The following is a 22544-nucleotide window of genomic DNA, read 5'->3' on the forward strand; positions in this document are numbered from 1 at the left end:
AAAGGATATAAAAGAGGAATATAAGCTCCTGGAGAGCAAGTCTATACACTCAAACTGTGGAGTGTTTGGCATTTTCAATCACCCGGAAGCGGCTATAATGACATATTATGGTTTGCATGCGCTCCAGCACAGGGGGCAGGAAGCCAGCGGTATTGTTACTGCCGAATATATCCCCGAAAAGGACAAGCATGTTTTTAATATGAAAAAAGGTCTCGGTTTGGTAACGAGAGTGTTCAGGGATTCAAAGGTATTAACCAGGGATCTGCGGGGAACAGCTGCGATAGGTCACAATAGGTATTCCACTACCGGAGCGTCTGATAGTAAAACAAATATCCAGCCCTTTAAAGTAAATTATAAATATGGTAACCTTGCTCTCTCGCATAATGGAAATCTGACCAATACAAAGACTTTACGCAACAGGCTTATAAACGAAGGCACGATATTCCAGACCACTACTGACACCGAGGTCATTCTGCATCTTATTGCAAAAAGTTTTGAAGAAACTATAGAGGACAGGATATTCGACGCCTTTTCGCATATTACCGGCGCTTACTCGATTTGCATTCTTACTGATAAAAAACTTTTTGCTCTGCGTGACCCGCACGGGGTTAGACCGCTAAGCTTTGGCAGGTTAGGTGACAGTTATGTCTTTGCCTCAGAGACTACCGCGTTCGATATAATTGAAGCAGAGTATATTAGAGACGTTGAGCCGGGCGAAATGATAATTATTGACAAAGAAGTAGTAGATTCCGGTCAGGAAAAATCTATTTACTTCGGCAATGTGGACAAGTACAGACATTGTATATTTGAATACATATATTTCTCACGCCCCGACAGCATCGTTTTCGGCGAAAAAGTTGACAAAGTCCGAAGGAATATTGGTAAAAGTCTGGCAGAGGAGCACCCCGCTCCTCATAAGGATGATGACACAAACAACGAAGAAAAAAGAGTAGCTATTATTAATGTCCCCGACTCATCCAATACTGCTACGCTCGGCTACTTCGATGAATCACAGAAAACCAACAATGATGTAAAGATCGAGATCGGCTTGATTAGGAATCACTACGTCGGTAGAACATTCATTCAGCCCGGACAGGACAAAAGAGAAATGAAGGTTAAAACTAAGTTCAATATTGTGAGAGGCGTCCTCGAGGACAGAAAGCTCGTTGTTGTTGATGATTCCATTGTCCGGGGAACTACTTCAAAACTTCTGGTAGATCTTATCAAAAAAGCCAAACCACGGGAGATACATTTAAAGATCTCGTCACCGCCTATTATCTCACCGTGCTACTACGGTATGGACTTCCCGTCAAAAGATGAGCTCATCGCCAATGAGCATCACGGCGATATCGATGCTATTAGAAGAGAACTCGGTGTAGATGAACTTGCTTACCTATCGACCGAAAAATTGCTCGAATCAGTGCCTTATAACCATAAAAAGACTGGGTACTGCACCGCTTGTTTTACAGGTGACTATCCTATACCTATCGAAGAGTTTTCCCTTTTTAAAGAAACCTTTGACGATTAATGAATAAAGCTCAAAAAGCATTTCATAAGTCTCGCCGCGCTCAATTAATGAAAAAGCTGGGCAAGAACTCCGTTGCGCTTATCCTGTCTAACTCAATGCGTAATAAATCCTACGATGCCAGCTACAAGTTCAAGCAGAATAACAATTTTTACTATCTGACAGGATTTGATGAACCCAATGCCATACTCGTACTTGCGCCCGGAGGAATGAAGATCAAAACCAAAGACGGCAATAGCAAAACTGTGCGTGAAATACTTTTTGTGCAGAAACGGAATCCGTTCATGGAAAAATGGGACGGGAAAAGGCTTGGCTCTGCCGCCGTAAAGACGGACTTGGGTATAGAAATGGGAATGGATAATTCAGCTTTTGATGAGCTGATGAAGTCAAAGATAGGGAAATTCAATACAATATTTATTAATATTGCCGAGCTGTATGATACGGCAGGTGAATTTAGGGAAATTGTTACTCCCTTAATAAATGCTCTTCGAGTAGTCACTTCATGGACGCAGGTTTGCGACATAAATAACATCATTGGTGTAATGCGAAGTGTTAAGCTTCCTTATGAAATTGGTCTAATGCAAAAAGCGGCAGACATAACTGCCATAGGTTTGAATAATGTCCTGAAACAGCTCAAACCAGGTATGTATGAATATCAAGTTCAGGCTATTCTTGAATCTGCATACATGGATAATGGCTCGAGTGAAATAGCCTTCGATACAATTGTAGCATCCGGTCATAATGCATCTACGCTCCACTACATTACAAATAGGGAAAAGATCAAAAACGGAAGCCTGGTTTTGATTGACACGGGTGCCCAGCATGAACATTATTGTGCTGATATCACTAGAACGTTTCCTGCAGATGGAAGATTTACAAAAGAGCAAAGAATTATCTATGATATAGTATTAAAAGGAAATGAAGCGGGCATTAAAATGAGTAAAGCAGGTAAAAAATACAGCAGCCTCGATAAACATGTCAAAAAAGTAATGGCTGAAGAGCTTGTAAAGCATAAAGTTATCAAAGATGCGGATAACATTAAAAATTTCTGTTATCATGGAATAGGGCATGACCTTGGACTGGATACTCATGATGCTGTTCCCTTTAGCAGTATTGGAAATCTCGATTATGATACGTTTAAAGTAGGTAATGTCACGACTATCGAACCCGGTTTGTATTTTCCTCCCGGTACGGAAGGATTTGACAAAAAATACACGGGTATTGGTATCAGGATTGAGGATGACGTTCTAATTACTGCCGGAGGAAATAAAGTGCTTACAGGGGGGATTGCTAAAGATGCTGATGAAATTGAAAAAATAATGAATTCTTAATTTAGCAGTTCAAAGTCGATCTTTTTCGTTTCCATATTTGTCCGCAAAACCTTTACTTTGACCTTATTGCCGGCTCTCAATACTCTTCTGGTGTTTCTTCCGGTCGCGCAGTGATTTTTCGGATCGAACATGTAATAATCGTCTTTTATATCCTTAAACCTTACCATTCCCTCGATCAATAGATCATTTATCTCTACGAATATTCCTCGCTCAACGATTCCAGAAATAATTCCTTCGTATTTCTTTTGAAGATGCTCATTTATATATTCGATCTGCCTTATTTTAATAACCTCCCTTTCAGCATTCACTGCATTCTGCTCTTGAATAGATGAATGCTTGCAGATCCCCGGAAGCTCTTTCTTGTATTTATTTATGTTTGATTGAAGATTTTCATTTTGGAGATAGGTGTATAGAATCCTGTGTACCATGAGGTCCGGGTAACGCCGGATAGGGGAGGTGAAGTGTGTATAATCTTCAAATCCCAGACCATAATGCCCTATATTTTGGTCGGTATATATAGCTTTTGCCATCGCTCGTATGAGAAGGTCATTTATTATGTATTCTTCCGGTTTTCCTTTGATCTCCTCAAGAAGTTTTTTAAGAGAATTTTTATCCGGTACAGGTCCCGTTAGTTTAACCTTATATCCGAATTGTTTTATAAATTCGGATAATTGCTTGAGTTTCTCCTTGTCGGGGAGGTCATGTACCCTGTATATAAATGGCAGATGTTTCCTTTCTTCTTTTTGCCTTTTTGAAACATACTGTGTCACACATTTATTAGCCAACAGCATACATTCCTCTATCAAGCGCATCGAGTCGAGTCTCTCTTTTATTATTATATTCTTTATCTTTCCTGTTTTTGTGAATTCGAATTTCACCTCTTTGCTTTCAAAGTCGAGGCTTCCTTCTGTCATACGCTTCTTGGTGAGGTTTATTGAGAGTTTATACAATAAAAGTATTTCCTCACTAAAATCACCTTTTTTACTTTTTATTATTTCCTGAGCTTCCTGGTATGTGAATCTTCTCTTGCTGTTTATTATGGATTTTTTGATCTCAAAACTTTTGACGATACCCGTGATCGTTATTTCTATCATTACAGAAAATGTCAGCCTGTCCTCACCCGGTCTTAGTGAACATATATTGTTAGAGAGAATTTCCGGTAACATGGGTATCACCCTGTCGGCAAGGTAAACACTCGTACCTCGCTGTAAAGCTTCCTTATCCAGCTGGGTGTTTTCTTTTACATAATGTGATACATCGGCTATATGGATGCCCAATAAATAGTGACCGTTCTTTAACTTTTCGATTGAAACGGAATCGTCAAAATCCTTTGCATCTTTTGGATCTATAGTTATGCAATTCTTCTTCCTGAGATCGAGTCTTTTACCGGGATTTGAGGAAACTTTAATTTTATTGGTTTCATCGATAACCTCCTTTGGAAAATCTTCCACGAGGTTATACTTTGCCAGTACAGATTTTATCTCGGTTGTAAGCTCTCCGGCGGTTCCGATAACATCTTCTATCTTTCCGTACAGATCAGCCCTTTCGTCAGCCTGATCCTCAAAATTTATCAGTTTGCATAATACTTTATCACCGAATTTCGCGCCGTTGATGTTTTCTTCGGAGATATAAATATCACGCCTCACGATCTTAGAATCGGGCACCACTATTCCCATCCATTTATCCCCTTCAAACCTGCCGGTTACAAATTTTAAGATAGGACGTTTTCCATCATTTGAAACTTCTCTTTTATCTTTTTTATGTTCTCTGCTTCTCTTTTCCTGCCTTTTGACCTGCTTATCTTTGTATTTCGTTTTTTGTTTGCTCTCATGTTCATTTCCGTTCCTATAAGAAAAAAATTTGCCCTTGCGCTCTATTTTGTTTTCGGAAAGTAAGGCGTTGAGATCCTTTCTTGCTTTACCTTTGTCTGAATAATCGATCTGGAGTTTATTTAGCAGAGTATTAAACTTAAATGACTTTTGCTTATGCTTTTTTAGATAGCTTAGTATTTTGGATTTTGTTGTGATATGCTAGAATTTAATTCTGTAGTAAATTAATGCTCCGGTTCTTATTTCCTTGTTGCTGAATTCAGAACTTGATGATGTCGAGGACGGATCCGCAACTCTCTCGACTTGTAATATCAGGTTGCTCGGCAGGTTCAGTCCAAGAAGTTTGTTTAAAGGATACTCTATTACTACGTTAGAATTACTAATATCTTGGAATACCTGTCCGCCGAATCTAACTGTTGCATCACCAAACTGTGCTGTAAAGCTAAGGTCAGTATTTTGTACCACACTACCGCCTTGGGAATCGCTATAGCTTACGTTTGTATTTACTATAAAAGGTAGTATATCCTGTATCGCACTTGATAAGTAATCTGAAACTAAAAGCGAACCTATATTGCTCCCTACTGAACCCAGCACGTCATTACCAGGATTTGTTTTACCGAATAGGATTACAGAAATTGCTGCGCTTGTTGGATCAGCTCCTCCAACTGAAATACCATTCTCATATACTTGGAAATCCAGCTTTGGTTCTTTTGCGGTTCCGGTTACTTTTAGTACTACCCTATAATCATTTGTCTCTGTAGAGGAAGATGAAACCGTAGTAAACTCTGCTGTTAGATCCAGTCCGGGTTCTGTTATTGGACCTGAAAATTTAATGTTACCTTCCGCATTAAATCTCCTATAGAATTGGTAATACGCATTATTGCCCAAAACCACATTTCCGAAGGCAGTAATATTGTTATTGCTAAAGTTGTTGACCTTTAGATCGACATCTACGTTACCAAAGAACTCCTGTTTTGTTTGTTCATTAACAATGAATCTCAGATAAATATCCTTTTGGTTTTTGATTGTGAGATTGTACGCGAGTACACTTGGTCTTGATGTATCCTTTGCTGCTGATGAATCGACGGGTAGAAAATATTTCTGAAATGGATTAACATTAGATGTATTCCGGGCATTTATCCCTTCTACGTACTCCCGTATCTGGTTTATCATTGACTTATCTATTGTCGATGAATCTATTCTTACTGTATACTCAAACCCTTCGTCTTCATAAAGATTATATGTTGTTTTTGCTCTTAAGGGATTCATTATTACATTACCATCGACTAGGAGAAGCTGTCCTGTTATTAATATCCTATCCTGGCTTCCGGTTACTTGTAGCTTTGGAGTACCGCTCCCAACAGTCAGATCGCCATAAATTCCAAAATCTGTGGGACCGTTATTTTTATCGAGAGCCTGAATTGTCCCGTCGAGTGTCATATTTATGTCGTTAAGTCTCAGTCCTGTAAGATCGAGAGTCCCAGAGCCTGAAATGAATTTGCTCGGATCGGAGGGGACGTATAGCTTGAATCCGCTTATGTCCAGGTTTGCGTTATTTGCGGTGAAGCTCGCGTCCAATCCATAATACATTTTTGTCATATCAAAGATAAATCGGCCATCGATTATTTTTAGTGATCCGGCGAGGTTTGGTTCACTTACATTTCCTGTAACCTTGACCTCCCCGTCGAGTCCTCCCGAAACCCTCGATAGAGTAGGTATATACCTGCTCAGAAAATCGAGCTGGAAATTATTTGCATCGACTGTAAGGTCAACAGTTCGTTTATCGAGTGTGTCTAATAGATTGATCGTATCACCGTTTATTACCGTATCTACCGGCGGAAGAGGTATCGGATAAGTTCCATAGATCTGAAGGTTTCCTTTGTTGCTGGCATTATAAAAAGAGATATCCGGAGTTATTATAAGGTCCTGGTATTTAATTTCAGCGTCGAACCTGCCCACAGGATTGCCGGTAATATAGAGCGGATCAGAGTTTACTTCGGCTACTATCTTGCCCGTGTCCAGAGTGATTTTTGCTCTACGGATACCGCCTGTAATTTCTTCTTTTTCACGCGTTTCCGGATTTCTGAACAACTCGATTGAAGTTATTTGGATATTGTCACCGTTTATTTGCAGATGACTGTTTCCCGCAAAAGAATATATTCCTTTAACAGAGGCACGCTGATTACCTTTTGCCATTGTGAAAGACCTAAAGTCTATAAACATGTCTTCTTCACCCATTAGATAACTCACATTTATCGTATCCCTATTTTGTAGGTTAAATGCGTCATATTTAAAAGTAGTTGAATCGCTTACTAGAGCTATTTCACCCGGTAGTATATTTAAGTATCCGTCCGAATATACAATGAAATTAGTATCCCGGAGAGCATAAATCTTATAATTATGTATTTCATTGTCCGTATCAAAATACATATTAAGCGAATCATACTTTAATCCCGCTATGATTAACGAGTCGGAAACGAATTTTAGATTTGAGGAATAGCCGTTTAACCCCGGTTGGGTGATATCATTATTAAGAGTTATCTCTATATCTGAATTACTAAACATCAATGTTGAATCACCATATGCGAAATCACTGATGTCCGCATTTGCGGTTAAAGTAAACAAGTTGTTGCTGTTCTTAACAGTGCCGTTTATCTTCCCCTTTATATACAGTGCTGAATCCAGGTAAATGTTTAGCGGCGTTATATTTTTAATATCTAACGAATACTTCATGTCTATTTCATTGCCGGCTCCCGATGGTGTAGCGAAGCTTTTACTGACGTTTAGATCTGGTTCAGATAGGGGAGATGTTTCTACTGTATCTATCTCCTTCACCCTGGCCTGGAGCCTTTCCGTATACTCCGTTATTACCTGTTCTAAATTTTCGCCTATCACTGTTCCCAGCGATGTTAAACCAAATACCCCCGTCGCATGGAAATCCAGAATATTTGATTTCACGTCTACGTCACGTGTATTACCGCTCTTTTGTATCGCTGCATCCAGCGGCGTCTCCGGAATAATGAAATCCGCATACCGCGAGCTCCTTATATCGAAATTGAACTTTCCCGTGATGTTCTCCGGATCCAACCCCGTACCTTGCACATCAAAGGTGAAGTTCAAGTTGCTCTTATCAGCGTTATCATGCGTAAAGCCCGACACGTCCAGATTACTGCTCGTTCCCTGCAGATTATAGGTCATATTTTCGAAGTTGTTGATGTTTGCAGTGCCCTTCACTTTAGCGTTCACCGCGTTGGAGACATACGTCACATCCAGCTCCACGTTACCGCCGTTCAAATTTACCTGTCCGACCGATGTAGATATATTCTGCTTCAAAAACGATGTGTTTCTAATATCGTAATTTACTCTTGTATTCATCGTTCTGTAGTCAAAGCCCCGTCCGTCGGCTATAACTTCACCTGTGATGTTACTTTCGAGAGTGTTATCTTTTACTATCTTACCAATATTCACATTTTCTACCCTGACGTTTCCCCTGTAATGCTGTCGATCACCGTAGTTGAGAAATACCTTCCCATTTGCATTCCCGGCTGTACTACGCACGTCAAAATCCGTCTCGAATTCAGCCAGGTTGCCTATATACGTAACGTAAGGGATCTGCACTTTTCCTAAATAACTATAATCCGGGATAGGAAGCCCTGGCAATATCTCACGCGTATCACTTCCATCCACCGTCATGTCGCGTCCTACTAAATTAAACTTCATATCTTCCGGCTTCTGAAGGTTCTCTATACGTCCCGCAAAATTATATACCGAGTTATTCGTCCTCAAAAGTAGTTTGTCTATCTTGAGATTCTTGTACTTGTCATCTACTTCCAGGTCGAGATAAACTTTACTGTCAAGAAAATCAATGGAGGGGAGGAAGAATGTCAGATCGTCGAAATCGAATTTGTCGGCAAGGAATTTCATCTTTACGTTCTTTTCACCAAATTCCTCATAATCGAATCCGTTGAGCGGGCTGAACTCACTTACTATTAGTTCACTTATCTTTATATCACTTCTATTTGTTACCAGGGAGAAGTTCTCGATCCTTGATCCTGTCTTGTCATTTAGCACCGCGTCCATGCTAAATTCCTTCATGTCAAAGTCCGAATTAGTATTAAACGTGAATTGCTGTATATGTGCTTCCCTATAACCGGGGAAATATTTACCTGATAATTTTATATTTAGATCAGTCACGTCCAGGTATCCAAAATTGAATGAATCCAGCTTCTGCATTGAGATCTCCCGGATTGGAATTGCAGAGCTGTCGACTACACGGAACATTGCATTATGAAGTTCGAAATTCTCAACCGTTATTCCCCAGTCAAAATTGGAAACGGTAGTATCGATTACTGTATCTGGGGTCGATTTGAATATCTGTGTGAAGTTCCACGCCTTTCCGTCTTCATACTCCGGATCCCAAACATGTGTGAAATTTATCTGGGGATTTTCAAGGATTAGATTATTTACGTAAATCTCTTTATTGAATAGCTTAAATATATTGTACTTTACCTCGAGATGATCAAACTTAACCAGTGTATCTTTCTGCACTTTTATACCCGCTTTATTGAGCTTAATACCCGTAATGATATTACCCTCTAACGATTCTGCGAATATATTATTACCCTCCTTGACAAGTGAGCCGTTTACTTTGTCGAGAGCAATTTCCAGTATCCAGGTTTTGAAGAATGTTGTTTGCGAAAGGATTGCCACCGAGATAATAAGAAAGGCAATAGCAAAAACAGTATACCTTACTATCCTGAAAAAAAGATTTTTCTTTTTCTTTTTAGGGGGGGTAACTTTTTCGGGAATACTGGCTTCCGAATTCTTTTCTTTGTCTATATTGTCGTTTTCATTAGTCATGTAAAAAGACTAAGATTACCTGTTTATTTTTTCGATCAAGCCTGTTGTCGAGTAATTATTGACATAATTCAGGCTTTTTACTTCTCCACCGTTTTCCTTTACAATGTCATATCCCACTATATCTTCTTCCTTCCAGTCTCCACCCTTGACCAGGAAGTCGGGGATTATTTCCTTTATTAAATTATAAGGTGTATCTTCATTAAATACAATTACGTAATCTACTGATTTAAGATTATCAAGCAAAAATGCCCTGTCGTTTTCATTATTTATGGGGCGGTCCTGACCCTTTAACCTTTTTACCGAATCATCTGAGTTTAATCCGATGATTAAAAGGTCTCCGAGATCCTTTGCCTGGTTCAAATATTCCACATGTCCGCGGTGAAGTATGTCAAAGCACCCGTTTGTAAATACCAGCTTCTTATTTTCATCTTTCAGTTTCTTCCTTTCGGGGAGAAACTCTTCTAGTGTCGTTATCAATTTTTCTAAACGTTGTTTTCGGGAATACTTTCTATCAGTTTTTGTTTATCTATAGGAACTATGCCCACCTCTTCGACAACAATTCCTGCCGCATAATTGGAGATAGTTACGGCATCGATTACTGATGCCCCGCCTGCCAGGCAAACTGCTATAGTTGAAATGACCGTGTCGCCGGCTCCCGATACGTCCGCCACCTTGCGCGCGCGCGTATCGATTTTAGTGTATACTATTTCTCCATCGCTCTTCTCGAAAAGCATCATTCCATGTTCACCGAGTGTCAGTACAAGATATTTACAGTTTAATTTCTCAATTAGCTCTTCTGAGTATCTCAAAAGATCATCTTCACCGTTTATCTTTTTCCCAATAGCCTGTTCGAATTCTTTGCGGTTTGGTTTAAATAAAAATGCATTCTCGTATTCAAAAAAGTTAAAGAACTTTGGATCGACAAGTGTCTTTATCTCATTCATATTTGCAAAATCCATAACCTTTTTTATAAGGCTCGGCGTCAAAACACCTTTGTTATAATCCTGGAGGATTATTATGTCTATATCGCCTTTATTCGATTCCAGGCTCTCTAATATTTTATTCTCGGTTTCCTCCGAAATATCTTCCTTGGATTCGCTGTCTATTCTCAAAAGATGGTGTGAATCTGCTATTACTCTCGTTTTTGCTGTCGTGGGTCGTCCGCTTTCTGCTATCAACCCCCCCGTATTTTGTCCAAACCCGCCCATTACGTCTTTAAACATAGTTGCCTCTTCATCATCGCCTATTACACCAATAAGGAAAGGATATGCTCCGAGGCTGTTTACGTTGTGACTGACATTTGCCGCTCCACCCAGCTTATATTCGGTTTTTTTGATGTCGAATACCTGTACAGGAGCTTCAGGCGATACTCTTGTTACTTCACCCATCATGTATTTATCCAGCATTACATCGCCGATGATAAATATCTTCCTATTTTTTGAATTACTTAATAATCCTTCTACGGATTTTCTATCCATCTAAAAAATATTTTAAAACAATGTAATTTGCGTAATTTGCTGAAATTATTTTAAATTAAACAGTCAATTATGCTTTGGATAGGATAGGGGAAGTAATTAAAAAAGGCAGTCTTTAACTAACGGCTGCCTTTTAACTATAGGAGAAAAGAATTTAAGGAGAAAAAATATCACTTTAATAAAATCATTGGTCTTGAGGAGGTATAATCCTCTGTTTCCAGCTTGTAAAAATATACTCCGCTGGGCAGGCTTACTGCATTAAAATCTATTTTGTATGTTCCCGCGCCTTTTTCTGTGCTTTCGAGTAAAGCTATTTCTCTTCCCATTATATCATATATCGTTAGCTTTACAAAAGTCTTTGATCCCAAAACGTATTCTATTGTTGTTGAGGGATTAAAAGGATTAGGATAATTTTGTTCCAGGTAGTAATAGACCGGTGTTCCTTCAGTTACTGTAACTCCGGAAGAAAGCTTTTCCAGGTAAAAATTTACCGAATTGAATTCAAGTGTCGGTGGCTGAATATTAATGCTGGTGCTGTCATTTGTATATCCGTATCGTTTTACATATATCTTGTAATTTCCTGCCGGTAGATCAATCTTGTATTTTCCCACCGAATCAGAAATCGAGAATCCTTTGTAAATATTTCCGATCTTTGCATATATTATTGACCCGGGTAGCTTATTATCATCCGGACGTATTATATTTTTAAAGACCTTTCCTGATACATAACCCTGTGGCGTAGAGGAAGTGTCCATTCGGAACACCTTAATGTTTACATTTGCTCTGTTCTCGACCGGAAATATCGTAAGAGACTCCGTCCATTCTATTGTTGACGGATAATATGTTGGTACATAATCTGCCGTTTCATCATCTTGGTATGCCATTATATCCGTTGAATCTCCAATTGGGACCTTTATGGCGTACTCTCCATTGGGATTTATTCTGGATGAATCGACCGTTATTATATGTCCCGTTGTAGTATCATATCTTATCGCTCTTACCCATCCGTTTGTAACGAGATTTTCATTATCGGCATATTTGACTGTTCCAGTTAGGATCCTGTATGATGGTATCTCTCCGGATGTAACCGTTGTAAGTATTGTGCCGTTGTTTCCTACGATTGTTCCGTAAAGTGAATCTTTAAAGAAAACCGAATTCAAATTCTCTGTTGTTAGGGAAGTCTGATCATACCATAATACTCCCTGGTTTGTCGTCTTTAGTATTGTACCGTTATCTCCCACTGCAAAGCCGTTACCTGCGCTTGTAAACATAACCGAATTTAAACTACTTGCTCCCGAGTGCGAAACAGTCCAATTTATACCGCCATCGGAGGTTTTTAATATATTGAGCGGGCTGGCTCCCGTTATGTAGCCCGTCGAAACCCCGGTAAAATAAACTGAGTTTGGCAGAGTACTGTAGGGTATTATATACCTTCTCCAGTTGTGTCCGCCATCTGCGCTTTTGTATATGCCCCCTTGATTATCTATAGCATAGCCAGTAGCGGCACTCGGAAAGCAAATAGCTAAGAGAGAGTTTATGAGGTAAATAGATTCCCAATTCTGACCCCCATCAAAAGTGGCTATTATTAAACTGTCTCCCGTTATGAAACCGTTGTATGCATCCGTGTATGTCACGGAGTATAAATTACTTTGTGAATGAAAACTCATGTCCTGCCAGGTCTTTCCCGAATCCAGTGTATAGATATACGTTCCGCTGTCGCCCGCACAGAAACCTTTTGCGTAGTTAATGAAATATATTCCTCTGAGGTTTTTTGCGGTGCCGGAGGGACTGATTGTCCAGTTCTTTCCGCCGTTGGTTGTCTTTAATATTGTTCCGCTATCGCCCACAGTATATCCTGTATAATGGTTTAGGAAATACACCTTGTTTAGGTTCTTTGTTGTGCCTGAATTTTGTATTGTCCATCCGCTTTGTCCATGTGCTTTCGGGAGCAGGACTGCGAATGTTAGCAAAACCGTTAGCGTTATTTTGAGGATGGCTCTCATTGCTATGGTTTTATTATTAAACATATCTCTTTTTGTACTCTTCCGTCGTTATCGAGTTATCCCAGTAATATTCGAACAGGTCGTTCATGTATCCCGCGAAATCTTCATACTTGACGATTAGGTCTGCTTTTTTGTTTGTGGGAACCGATTTGTCACCTAAATTGAAGAAAACTTTCTTCTCGTCAAATATAGTCATATTCGGGATTTCTTTCTCCGATAATCTGACTTTCTCTCCGTTTTTTTCAAAGGACTGTAAAATTCGTAGTAGGTCTTCGTTCTTTGCTGATTCTGATTTTCCGTTCTTCTGAACTTTAAAATCTAAGCTTATGTGGTATATTGATCTCACTTCACCGCCGTTTTTGATGATTTTGCCGGCTATTTCATCTAGCTCCTCGGAAACTAACCCTCTGAGTCTGTACATTCCGTACAGCTTTTTCTTCGTTTCCTTTAAAAGATCGATGTATTTTGCGACACGGTGTTTATTATATCCTCTTACTAGCTCTATTTTTACTTCTTTGTCGTCTTTCTTACGTGTGTTGTATATCGGTTTTACTTCTGAGAGAGTGTCTTTTAGTAGCTCGACGTTCTTTCGGTGGCTGTCATTCAGGTCTATCTCGAGCTTTCCAAATATGATCTCCGGGTCTAAGATTTGGTATTGTAGGACTGAATTCGTTTCGATCTCGTTGCAATATCCTTTTTCTACAAAGGATTTTAGAATATCATATATCGAGTTTCTGATGATTTTTGCCTCTTTGGCTATCTCAGAAGCGCTCATTAGCGAGCCTTTTAAAAGAACGCTGAATACCTTCGATTCATATTCTTTGAAGCCCAGTTCCTTTAGCTTTTCAATGATATCCTCTTTCACGCGAATTGCAGTAGTTTAGAACTACTACAATTTATAAAAGCTAATTCGTAATGTCAATAGGGCATTTCACTTTTTTAAAAAATAAATAGGGGAAGCATAATTTACTTCCCCCATTAAAATTGTAAAAATTTATATTTAGCTCTTGCTAACTATTTCACTAATATCATCTTTTTTACATCCGTAAATTGTCCTGATTCTAATTTGTAGAAATAAATTCCGCTCGATATACCTCCGCCGTCGAAGCTCACCTTATAATTTCCCGCTGTTCTAAAATCATTCACCAGCGTCTTTACCAATCTTCCGCTCATGTCATATACTTTGAGTGTCACGAAGTTGTTCTCCGGCAGAGTAAAGCTGATCTCCGTCGCCGGGTTAAATGGATTCGGGTAGTTCTGTTTCAGCTCGAAGCTGTGAAGCACTCCCGTATTGCCTGTTATGCCCGTTGTGTTATCCACATGGAATTTTATGTACCCGTCCGGCGCTGTAAGAGGCTTCGTTACGGTCCTCGCACTGTTAGATGTTGCAGAGATGTAATAGTAAATTGTCGTGCCCAGCGACTGCGCCGGGATGCTCGCCGTAAATGTATCGCCCGCAACAGACATATTGATCTGCTGGTATGCCTGGGTTGTATCCGTACGCCAGTATACTTTCGCGTTGTTCACACCCGATTTCGTTTTGATATACGCTTTTACCGGGTAAGGATTCGTCGTGTTGTTTGTGTCCCTCAGCGCAGAGTGCGAAATAAACACCGGTTCGCTAACTCCTATCTCCTTCGTGATACAGTGTATCGCACCAAGTGATGGTATTATCGAATTACAATTTATTCCGTATACCTTATACCCGGGTAGCGCCTCTCGGTATATCCTGAGTGCTGTAGTATCATACTGCGCTTCATATGTCGGCACTATCACAGTCTTATTCACAAACACAGAGTTCGTATATGTCCTGTAATCCCCCCCGTTATTCGGATATTGTCCGCCTTCCGGAGGCATTGGTATTCTTACCACTTTATATCTCTTACCAAAACAAGTCTGATAATTATTGATTACTTCCTGCAGATTTGCCTCTATCTGTGGACCGTCGGCTATTCCCGGAGGATACTGTCCCACGAGAAGCGTCTCCTCATCCAATAGCTTTATGTGCATGTCGATGTGGTGGATCACGTCGTAGGGGAGCGTGTTCATCTTGATGTACCTGTTGATACCCATATAGCTGTTCATTATACCGTCTATTTGGTTCTCTGTCTTTGCTGAAACGCCATACGGGTTGCCTGCCTGGTTCTCTGTAAGGATCAGCTTAGATGCAAACGCCGTCCCGTGTCCGTCCACCATGTAGTTACCGCCGGTGTTGACCAGGTCATTAGGTGCTTGTAATGTTCTGTGAATGGGAACTCCCATATAGTTTGCAATAAACAGGGGAGTTGCGTCGTCCTGAGGTCTGCTCGGTCGGTTATATATCCAATCGACTATTCTCATAGTGTCTATTACATTCGAATACACTGTCCATGGACCGTAATCCCTGCACCAGATGGAATTAAAACTAGTGATTAAAAATCGGATATTAACTATTGGAACACTGCCCGCTGTCAAATAACTTTTTACGGCGTTAGAGTCCGAACAGATAATATAAACAAGACATTCTTCTTGTGCATAATCTACGATCTGCCTGAGGATTGCTGTTTGTTGTGTCCACGTTATTTGTAATGCTTGAAGCTCTTCCCACTCAGCCATTGTCCTTACAGGACCCGGAGGGGGATTGTTATCATCGGTTTGTGGGACGGGAGTTCTCTTGTATGTTTTGAGAAATTCCAATTCCTGCGGAGTCATGTAGTTCGGTAGGTCTTGTGCCATCACTGCTCCGCTGAATAAAGATATTATTATTAAAAGTGTAAGATTTTTTAGCATATTAGTTTTAAGGGTTACTCAATTCTAATTCAAAGCGATTTATTAATCAATGTAAATACTGATTATCCGTGTCCAGGTAGTTCTTGACGTAATCTCCTACTGCCTCATCTATTGGAGTGGTCTTAAGATTATAACCTGTATCCTTGAGTTTTGTCATATCTGCCTGTGTAAAGTTCTGATATTTATCTACTAATTCGTCCGGCATGTCATAATACTCTATATTTGGCTCCATATCCAGAGATTTGAATATGGCATTTACAAACGCATTAAATGATGTCGCGTTGCCCGTGCCGATATTATATAATCCGTTAACAATCCTGTTGTCCATAAAATTCACTGTCATATCCACAGCATCCTTGATGTAAATAAAATCCCTCTTTTGTTCGCCGTCATCCAGACCTTCCACCGTCGATTTGAATAATCTCGCGACTCCTGTGGATTTGATCTGCTCATATGACTTATGAATAACACTTCTCATGTCACCTTTATGATATTCGTTCGGACCGAACACGTTAAAATATTTCAATCCCACTATCTTATCTAGTATCCTGTGATGATGCGCCCATTGATCGAACATCTGTTTTGAATAACCGTAACCGTTCAGCGGTCGAAGTTTGTAGATTTCGCTCTCGTCATCTTTATAACCGTTCTCTCCTGCTCCGTATGTTGCCGCCGACGACGCGTAGATAAATCTGACGCCGTTTTGTAATGACTGGTTGCAAAGTAGCTTTGTCAGTTCATAATTATTTCTGAGCAGGTTGTCGAAGTTTTTCTCTGTCGTAGTGCTGATAGCGCCCATGTGAAATATAGTATCGATCTCTGCTTTCTCGAGGAAGTCATGCGTAAGGTATTCAAGGAATGCCTCGCTGTCGAATACATCCGTGAACTTTAGCCCGACAAGATTCTGCCATTTGTCGTCTTCACCGAACCTGTCCACAATAATAATGTCGTCCCTGCCCATTTGGTTCAGTTTCCATACGATCGCGCTTCCGATAAATCCTGCTCCGCCTGTTACTATTATCATAATTAGTTATTTGATTTCTATTTTTTGTAAGGAATTATAAAGATGTTCGCTTTTTAATATCCTCTCTGTGAATACAACGTTCTCCTTCCATTGTATCCAGTGTAGCATTCTATATGCTTTGTGAAAATATACCCACTTAAATTCCGAATGTTCATCTGATATTTTTACCTCATCGTCCTTCACCCTCGCTATAAATACCGGTACAAGGTTTATAGAATCCTCTTCGAAAAAATCGTAAAACTCTGTTACTCTCGGCAGTATAAAAAGCTCCTCTATGTCGAGCTGTGTCTCTTCTTTTACTTCACGTATCGCTGTTTCGTATGCTTTTTCACCCGGGTCTATTGTCCCGCTTACCATCTGCCATAGGTTTGGGTATTTACCTGCCGGAGATCTTTTTAGTACTAGGAACTTATGTCCTCGCTTCGTCTTTTTAAATACGTGAACTTCGACTCTCTTAGTTATTATCTTTGTCATAATTGGATTAATGTGCCTCGAACCATGTATCGCCCACACCCATCTCTATCTCGAGAGGAACGTTTAGCTTTATTGCGTTTTTCATCTTGTCAGTTACGATTTTCTTAAGTTCGTCCATTTCATCTATTTTTGCCTCGAATACAAGTTCGTCATGAACCTGTAATAACATCTTCGATTGCATCTTCTTTTTCTTCATCTCTTTGGCAATGTTTATCATCGCTATCTTTATCATGTCCGCCGCCGTTCCTTGTATAGGCATATTTATCGCCGCTCTTTCATCTTCAGCTCTTGCCGATGCATTCTGGTTGTTTATCTGCATCAGGTATCTTCTTCTGCCCATTAATGATTCCACGTATCCGTTCTCGCGGGCGAACTTCTTTGTCCTGTCCATATAATCCCTCACGCTTGGATATTCATTAAAATATCTGTCTATTATGTCCTTGGCTTCTGAATTTTTTATATCCAGCCTGCTTGCCAGCCCGAACGCCCCGATACCGTAAATTATTCCGAAGTTCACTTCCTTTGCCTTCCTCCTCATGTTTGGAGTTACCTGGTCTCTTGGAACTTTGAATACTCTCATCGAAGTCTCGGTGTGAATGTCGTGATTCCTCTTAAACGCGCTTATCATGTTCTTGTCATTCGCGTAATGTGCCATTATTCTCAGCTCTATCTGTGAATAGTCTGCCGAAAGTATTTTATATGTCTTATCTCTAGGTACGAATGCCTTCCTGATACTTCTTCCGGCTTCGCTTCTTATGGGGATGTTCTGCAGATTCGGGTTAATGCTAGAAAGTCTTCCGGTTGCCGCTATTGCTTGGCTGTATGATGTGTGAACTCTGCCTGTCCTCTGGTTTATCGCTTTAGATAATCCCTCGATGTATGTGGATTTAAGTTTTGTCAGTGTCCTGTAATCTACGATTACCTCTGCTATCTCATGCTGGTATCTTAATTCTTCAAGAACTTTCACGTCGGTAGAAAATCCTGTCTTTGTCTTCCTGATCGGTTTCAGTTTCAGCTTCTCGAATAAGATCTCCGCCAGCTGTTTCGTAGAATTTATGTTAAACTTCATCCCCGCCAGCTTGTATATCTTTTTTTCGTACTCATCTATCAGTTTGATAAGCTCTTTATCTATTGCCGCCAGTATTCTCTGATCGACCTTTATCCCTTCGAACTCCATATCGGCCAATACCTGTATGAGAGGGAAATCTACCTCGTTACAGACCTTCAGGAGATTAGTTTTTTCCAGTTCGTATTTCAACCTATGGTAAAGCTGCAACGTTATGTCTGCATCCTCTGCCGCGTAATCACTGCATACCTGTATGTCCAGCTTGTCGAATGTTATCTGGTTCTTTCCGCTTCCGAGGTGTTCTTTTATGTTTATCGGCTGGTAGCTTAAATATTTTTCTGCCAGCGACGTTGTATCATGACTTCCTTCCGGTCGGAGTATGAATGCGCCGATAAGCGTATCAAAATATATGTTGGACATTTCGATACCCAGGTTTTTCATTACCAGGTAATCGTTTTTCATGTCCATTCCTATGAATTTTATCTTCTTGTTTTCCAGCAGAGGCTTTACTACTTCGATAGCCCTGTTTATTTCGATTCCTTCTTTCTGCTCCTGCCTTTCCTTTTCCTCTTCAGCAAACATAGATTCACTTACATAGTCCTTATGCTTTCCGTGCAGGCAGATGTAATATCCTTCGTTTTCTTCTATAGAAAAAGCAATCCCGACCAGGTTGCCCACCATCGGGTCTATATCGTCCGTTTCCGTATCGAATACAACCATTGGTTCTTTGGAAAGCTTCTCTACCAGCTTTTTTAGGTCCTCTTCTTTTGTGATAGTGCGATACTCATGTTTAATGTCCTTTATCGTTCTTATTCTCTCATGATGCTCGGGTATCTCGACTTTTATTTCAGGAAGTGCAAGCTGTTTCTCTTCTTTCGGCTTTGCTGTCTTTTTTGGTTTGGCTTCGCCCTTCTCCGGTTTGGGACTCGCCCCGCCCGGCATGAACCTTTTTATCATCGTCTTAAATTCCAGCTCCGTGAATAACCTTCCCAACTCCTCTGCATCCGGCTCTTCCCTTTTCAGATCCTCCGGCTTTATCTTGATTGGTACGTCTGTCTTTATCGTAACGAGTTTCTTTGAAAGAAAAGCCATCTCCTTATCGTTGATTATCTTCTCTTTTAGTTTTGGCTTCGAGATTGCATCAACGTTCTTATACATGTCTTCTATTGTGCCGTATTCCTGAATCAGTGCTATCGCGGTTTTTTCACCAACTCCCTTTATTCCCGGGATGTTATCCGATGAATCTCCCATTAGTCCCAATACCTCGATCACCTGCCACGGAGGTACACCGAATTTATTCTGTACACCCTTTTCGTCTATTACTTCGATATCTTTTACTACGCCTCCTGATTGACTTCTCGCGGGCTTCAGCATTAATATCTTGTCGGTTATTAATTGCATGAAGTCTTTATCCGGTGTTACCATGTAAGTTGTGATGCCCTTTTCTTCCGCTTTCTTAGCCAGCGTGCCGATAATATCATCCGCCTCGAAGCCGTGCATCTCTATCATAGGAATATTGAATGCCTTTATTACTTCCTTAACCTTTTCTATCTGCCACGGCATGTCCGTGGGTATTTCCATTCTCTGTGCCTTGTATTCCGGGAATTGCTCATGTCTAAAGGTGGGTTCTGCAGTATCGAAGCATACGGCAACGTATTCCGGCTTCTCGTCATCCAGCACTTTCACCAATGAATTAACGAATCCGTATACTGCTGACGTAGTTTTTCCTTCTGAATTTATCAACGGACGTCCGATTAGGGCAAAATACGCCCTGTAAACCATTGCCATTCCGTCCACCAGTACTAATTTTTTGCTCATTCCGTGTTTTTCTGAGAACTTAAGTTACTTTTATTGCTTAATTTTTACAATGCAATTGACCCTCTATCCCGCCAAAACAAAACAGGCAGTCTTGTCTGACTGCCTGTTTTTACAATGTATTTTATATAATCTTAATCTCTTTCCAGCGCGAGAAGCGGTATTCTGCAGTGATATACCATGTCTTTTGTGAGGCTCTTCCCGAATAACCTGCCTAGCAGGCTCCTGTGATGTGTCGCCATTGCTATAATATCTACCGGATTATTCGTTACATACTCGTCGATTCCCTTTACTACATCCTCGTTTTCTACCAGCTCGAAGTTCAGCTTCTCATAGTTTATATTCTTGCGCAGATCCTCGTACAGGCTGTTTTTCTCTTCCATTAATACTTCCTCTGACTTGTCGCACACGTGCAGCAGTGTCACCTCCGCGTCGAATATCGCCGCGATCTCTGTCACGCTCACTATCTCGTTCGTCTCCGACTCCTGTAGGTCGGTCGCGTACACTATCGTGCTAATGCCCTTGTACACTGCGTCCGCAGGAATAGCGAGAACCGGCCGCGGGGTCTTTGCGATCACGCTGGACGTATTGCTGCCAAATATCTTCTCCAATATCCCGCTTGCACCCGTGGTCCCCATCACCACCATGTCTATCGCGTTCTCTCCCACATAGTTGATTATCTCATCCACCACCAATCCTTGCCGCGACACCATGCACGCGTTGATCCCCCCAAAGATTTCCTTCACTTTCTCCAGCTCTTCCACCGAATTTTTCTCCGCCTGCTCCGTCGCACTCATTAGGAGCTCTGCCGGCATGTTAGGGTCGTAGATGGTAACGCTGTAAACGTTGAGGATGTAGAGTTCGGCGCCGGTGCGGCGGGCGATCTCGGCGGCGTATTTGCCAGCATTTCGCGAGGCTTCGGAGAAGTCCGTGGGGAATAAGATACGTTTTATCATACTGCTTGTTTAGAGGAAAATTAAATTAATTTAATTTATTAAATATAATAATTAGCTTATTAATATATTAGTTGAAAATTAAATCGATATATGAATATATCTGTAATCGGTACCGGCTATGTGGGACTTGTATCCGGGGTGTGTTTCGCGGAAATGGGTAATAACGTTCTATGTATAGATAATGACCCGGAAAAGCTGAAAAAACTCAAGGGCGGCGAGGTAACGATATATGAGCCGGGGCTGGACATACTTTTCGAGAGGAATCTCAAGCGTGACCGGGTAAGATTTTCCGATGATCTCAAAGATGCAGTGCTAAATAACGATATTATTTTTCTGTGCCTGCCTACCCCGGAAGGTGAGGATGGTTCAGCCGATCTGCAATACGTAATGAAGGTTGCATCCGACATCGGTAAGATATTAGGGGAAGCCGGTAACAAAGAGTACAAAGTAATTGTGAATAAAAGTACTGTGCCGGTCGGGACCGCGGAGGTAGTGACTGAGCTGATAAAGAAAGAGGGCGGTGATAATTTTGATGTTGTTTCAAATCCTGAGTTTTTGCGGGAAGGTTTTGCGGTGGAAGATTTTATGAAGCCAGACAGGATAGTGGTGGGTTCGGACAGTGAGAAAGCTCTCGAAAGAATGCGAGAGCTCTATGCATCATTTGTAAGGCAGGGAAACCCAATACTGGAAATGGATACCGCGAGCGCTGAGGTTGCTAAATATGCATCCAATTCGTATCTCGCAATGCGCATTACATTTATGAACGAGCTTGCTAATTTTTGCGAGAAGGTCGGCGCTGATATCGATCTAGTGAGAAAAGGTCTGGGTTCGGACACGAGGATAGGGAAGCGTTTCCTATTCGCGGGTATTGGCTACGGGGGATCGTGTTTCCCCAAAGATGTGAAGGCGCTCGTCAGCACTTCAAAAGAAAAAGGCTCGGAGCTCTCCATACTTAACCGCGTGGTGCAGGTTAATGAAAATCAAAAACATGTCATATCGAAAAAGGTCACCGGGCATTTCGGAGGCGACATAAAAGGAAAACATCTTGCCGTGTGGGGACTTGCGTTCAAGCCTAATACGGACGATATAAGACAGGCTCCATCTCTAGTAATTATTGACGAACTGGTGAGCCTGGGCGCTACAATCTCGGCTTACGACCCGGCAGCAATGGAAACCGGGAAGAAAGTTCTAGGTGATAAAGTTAATTATGCATTATCAGAATACGACGCATTAAAAGGCGCGGATGCTTTATTGATATTCACTGAATGGAATGAATTCCGCAACCCGGATTTTGCACAGCTCAAGTCACTCCTCAAAGAGCCGGTAATATTCGACGGACGGAACATATTCTCCCTCGATAAGATGGAAGAGCTTGGATTTGTCTATTACAGTATAGGAAGGAAAGTCGTAAAGTAAC

Annotated in this window: 14 protein-coding genes; 3 read left to right on the forward strand and 11 right to left on the reverse strand. The window is 40.8% G+C overall.

All coding sequences use genetic code 11. The annotated features are described in order from the left end of the window. Nucleotides 1-43: 43 nt before the first annotated feature. Both H6614_03265 and H6614_03270 read left to right on the forward strand, forming a co-directional pair. Nucleotides 44-1528 (forward strand): amidophosphoribosyltransferase, encoded by a 1485-nt coding sequence (locus H6614_03265; GenBank protein MCB9242668.1) that lies wholly within the window; start codon nucleotides 44-46, stop codon nucleotides 1526-1528. Then, nucleotides 1528-2856 carry an aminopeptidase P N-terminal domain-containing protein gene (locus H6614_03270; protein MCB9242669.1) on the forward strand — a complete coding sequence of 443 codons (1329 nt, stop codon included), beginning with the start codon at nucleotides 1528-1530 and terminating at the stop codon, nucleotides 2854-2856. Before H6614_03265 ends, H6614_03270 begins: the two co-directional genes overlap by 1 nt. On the opposite strand, the gene rnr is transcribed toward H6614_03270, so the two are convergent. The 11 genes from rnr to H6614_03325 all read right to left on the reverse strand — a co-directional run bounded on the left by rnr (nucleotide 2853) and on the right by H6614_03325 (nucleotide 21127). Next, complete coding sequence (gene rnr / locus H6614_03275; protein ID MCB9242670.1) at nucleotides 2853-4883, reverse strand: ribonuclease R; 2031 nt, start codon at nucleotides 4881-4883, stop codon at nucleotides 2853-2855. The genes H6614_03270 and rnr overlap by 4 nt on opposite strands. 3 nt (nucleotides 4884-4886) lie before the next feature. Next, nucleotides 4887-9545 carry a hypothetical protein gene (locus H6614_03280; GenBank protein ID MCB9242671.1) on the reverse strand — a complete coding sequence of 1553 codons (4659 nt, stop codon included), beginning with the start codon at nucleotides 9543-9545 and terminating at the stop codon, nucleotides 4887-4889. A 15-nt stretch (nucleotides 9546-9560) separates the two neighbouring features. Next, nucleotides 9561-10022, reverse strand: coding sequence for a D-glycero-beta-D-manno-heptose 1-phosphate adenylyltransferase (gene rfaE2 / locus H6614_03285; protein ID MCB9242672.1), 462 nt, complete (start codon nucleotides 10020-10022; stop codon nucleotides 9561-9563). Between the two features lie 5 nt (nucleotides 10023-10027). Continuing rightward, nucleotides 10028-11023, reverse strand: a complete 996-nt coding sequence (gene rfaE1 / locus H6614_03290) for a D-glycero-beta-D-manno-heptose-7-phosphate kinase (protein ID MCB9242673.1) — start codon at nucleotides 11021-11023, stop codon at nucleotides 10028-10030. A 167-nt stretch (nucleotides 11024-11190) separates the two neighbouring features. Further along, on the reverse strand, nucleotides 11191-13047 hold the full coding sequence (locus tag H6614_03295) for a T9SS type A sorting domain-containing protein (GenBank protein ID MCB9242674.1): 1857 nt from the start codon (nucleotides 13045-13047) through the stop codon (nucleotides 11191-11193). Beyond that, nucleotides 13040-13888 carry a hypothetical protein gene (locus H6614_03300; protein MCB9242675.1) on the reverse strand — a complete coding sequence of 283 codons (849 nt, stop codon included), beginning with the start codon at nucleotides 13886-13888 and terminating at the stop codon, nucleotides 13040-13042. The genes H6614_03295 and H6614_03300 overlap by 8 nt, the downstream gene beginning before the upstream one ends. 149 nt (nucleotides 13889-14037) lie before the next feature. Next, on the reverse strand, nucleotides 14038-15738 hold the full coding sequence (locus tag H6614_03305) for an agmatine deiminase family protein (GenBank protein ID MCB9242676.1): 1701 nt from the start codon (nucleotides 15736-15738) through the stop codon (nucleotides 14038-14040). 100 nt (nucleotides 15739-15838) lie between these two features. Continuing rightward, nucleotides 15839-16816: an ADP-glyceromanno-heptose 6-epimerase gene (gene rfaD / locus H6614_03310; GenBank protein MCB9242677.1), complete on the reverse strand. Its 978-nt coding sequence runs from the start codon at nucleotides 16814-16816 to the stop codon at nucleotides 15839-15841. A gap of 6 nt (nucleotides 16817-16822) precedes the next feature. Beyond that, nucleotides 16823-17290, reverse strand: coding sequence for an NUDIX domain-containing protein (locus H6614_03315; protein ID MCB9242678.1), 468 nt, complete (start codon nucleotides 17288-17290; stop codon nucleotides 16823-16825). 7 nt (nucleotides 17291-17297) lie between these two features. Next, nucleotides 17298-20174 carry a DNA polymerase I gene (gene polA, locus H6614_03320; GenBank protein MCB9242679.1) on the reverse strand — a complete coding sequence of 959 codons (2877 nt, stop codon included), beginning with the start codon at nucleotides 20172-20174 and terminating at the stop codon, nucleotides 17298-17300. A 131-nt stretch (nucleotides 20175-20305) separates the two neighbouring features. After that, nucleotides 20306-21127 carry a universal stress protein gene (locus tag H6614_03325; protein ID MCB9242680.1) on the reverse strand — a complete coding sequence of 274 codons (822 nt, stop codon included), beginning with the start codon at nucleotides 21125-21127 and terminating at the stop codon, nucleotides 20306-20308. A 90-nt stretch (nucleotides 21128-21217) separates the two neighbouring features. Here H6614_03325 and H6614_03330 point away from each other — a divergent pair, with 90 nt between their 5' ends. After that, nucleotides 21218-22543, forward strand: a complete 1326-nt coding sequence (locus H6614_03330) for a UDP-glucose/GDP-mannose dehydrogenase family protein (GenBank protein ID MCB9242681.1) — start codon at nucleotides 21218-21220, stop codon at nucleotides 22541-22543. The last annotated feature ends 1 nt before the right edge of the window (nucleotide 22544 follow it).

The sequence above is a fragment of the Ignavibacteriales bacterium genome (assembly GCA_020635255.1).
GTDB lineage: Bacteria > Bacteroidota > Ignavibacteria > Tepidaquicellales > Tepidaquicellaceae > JAEYVS01.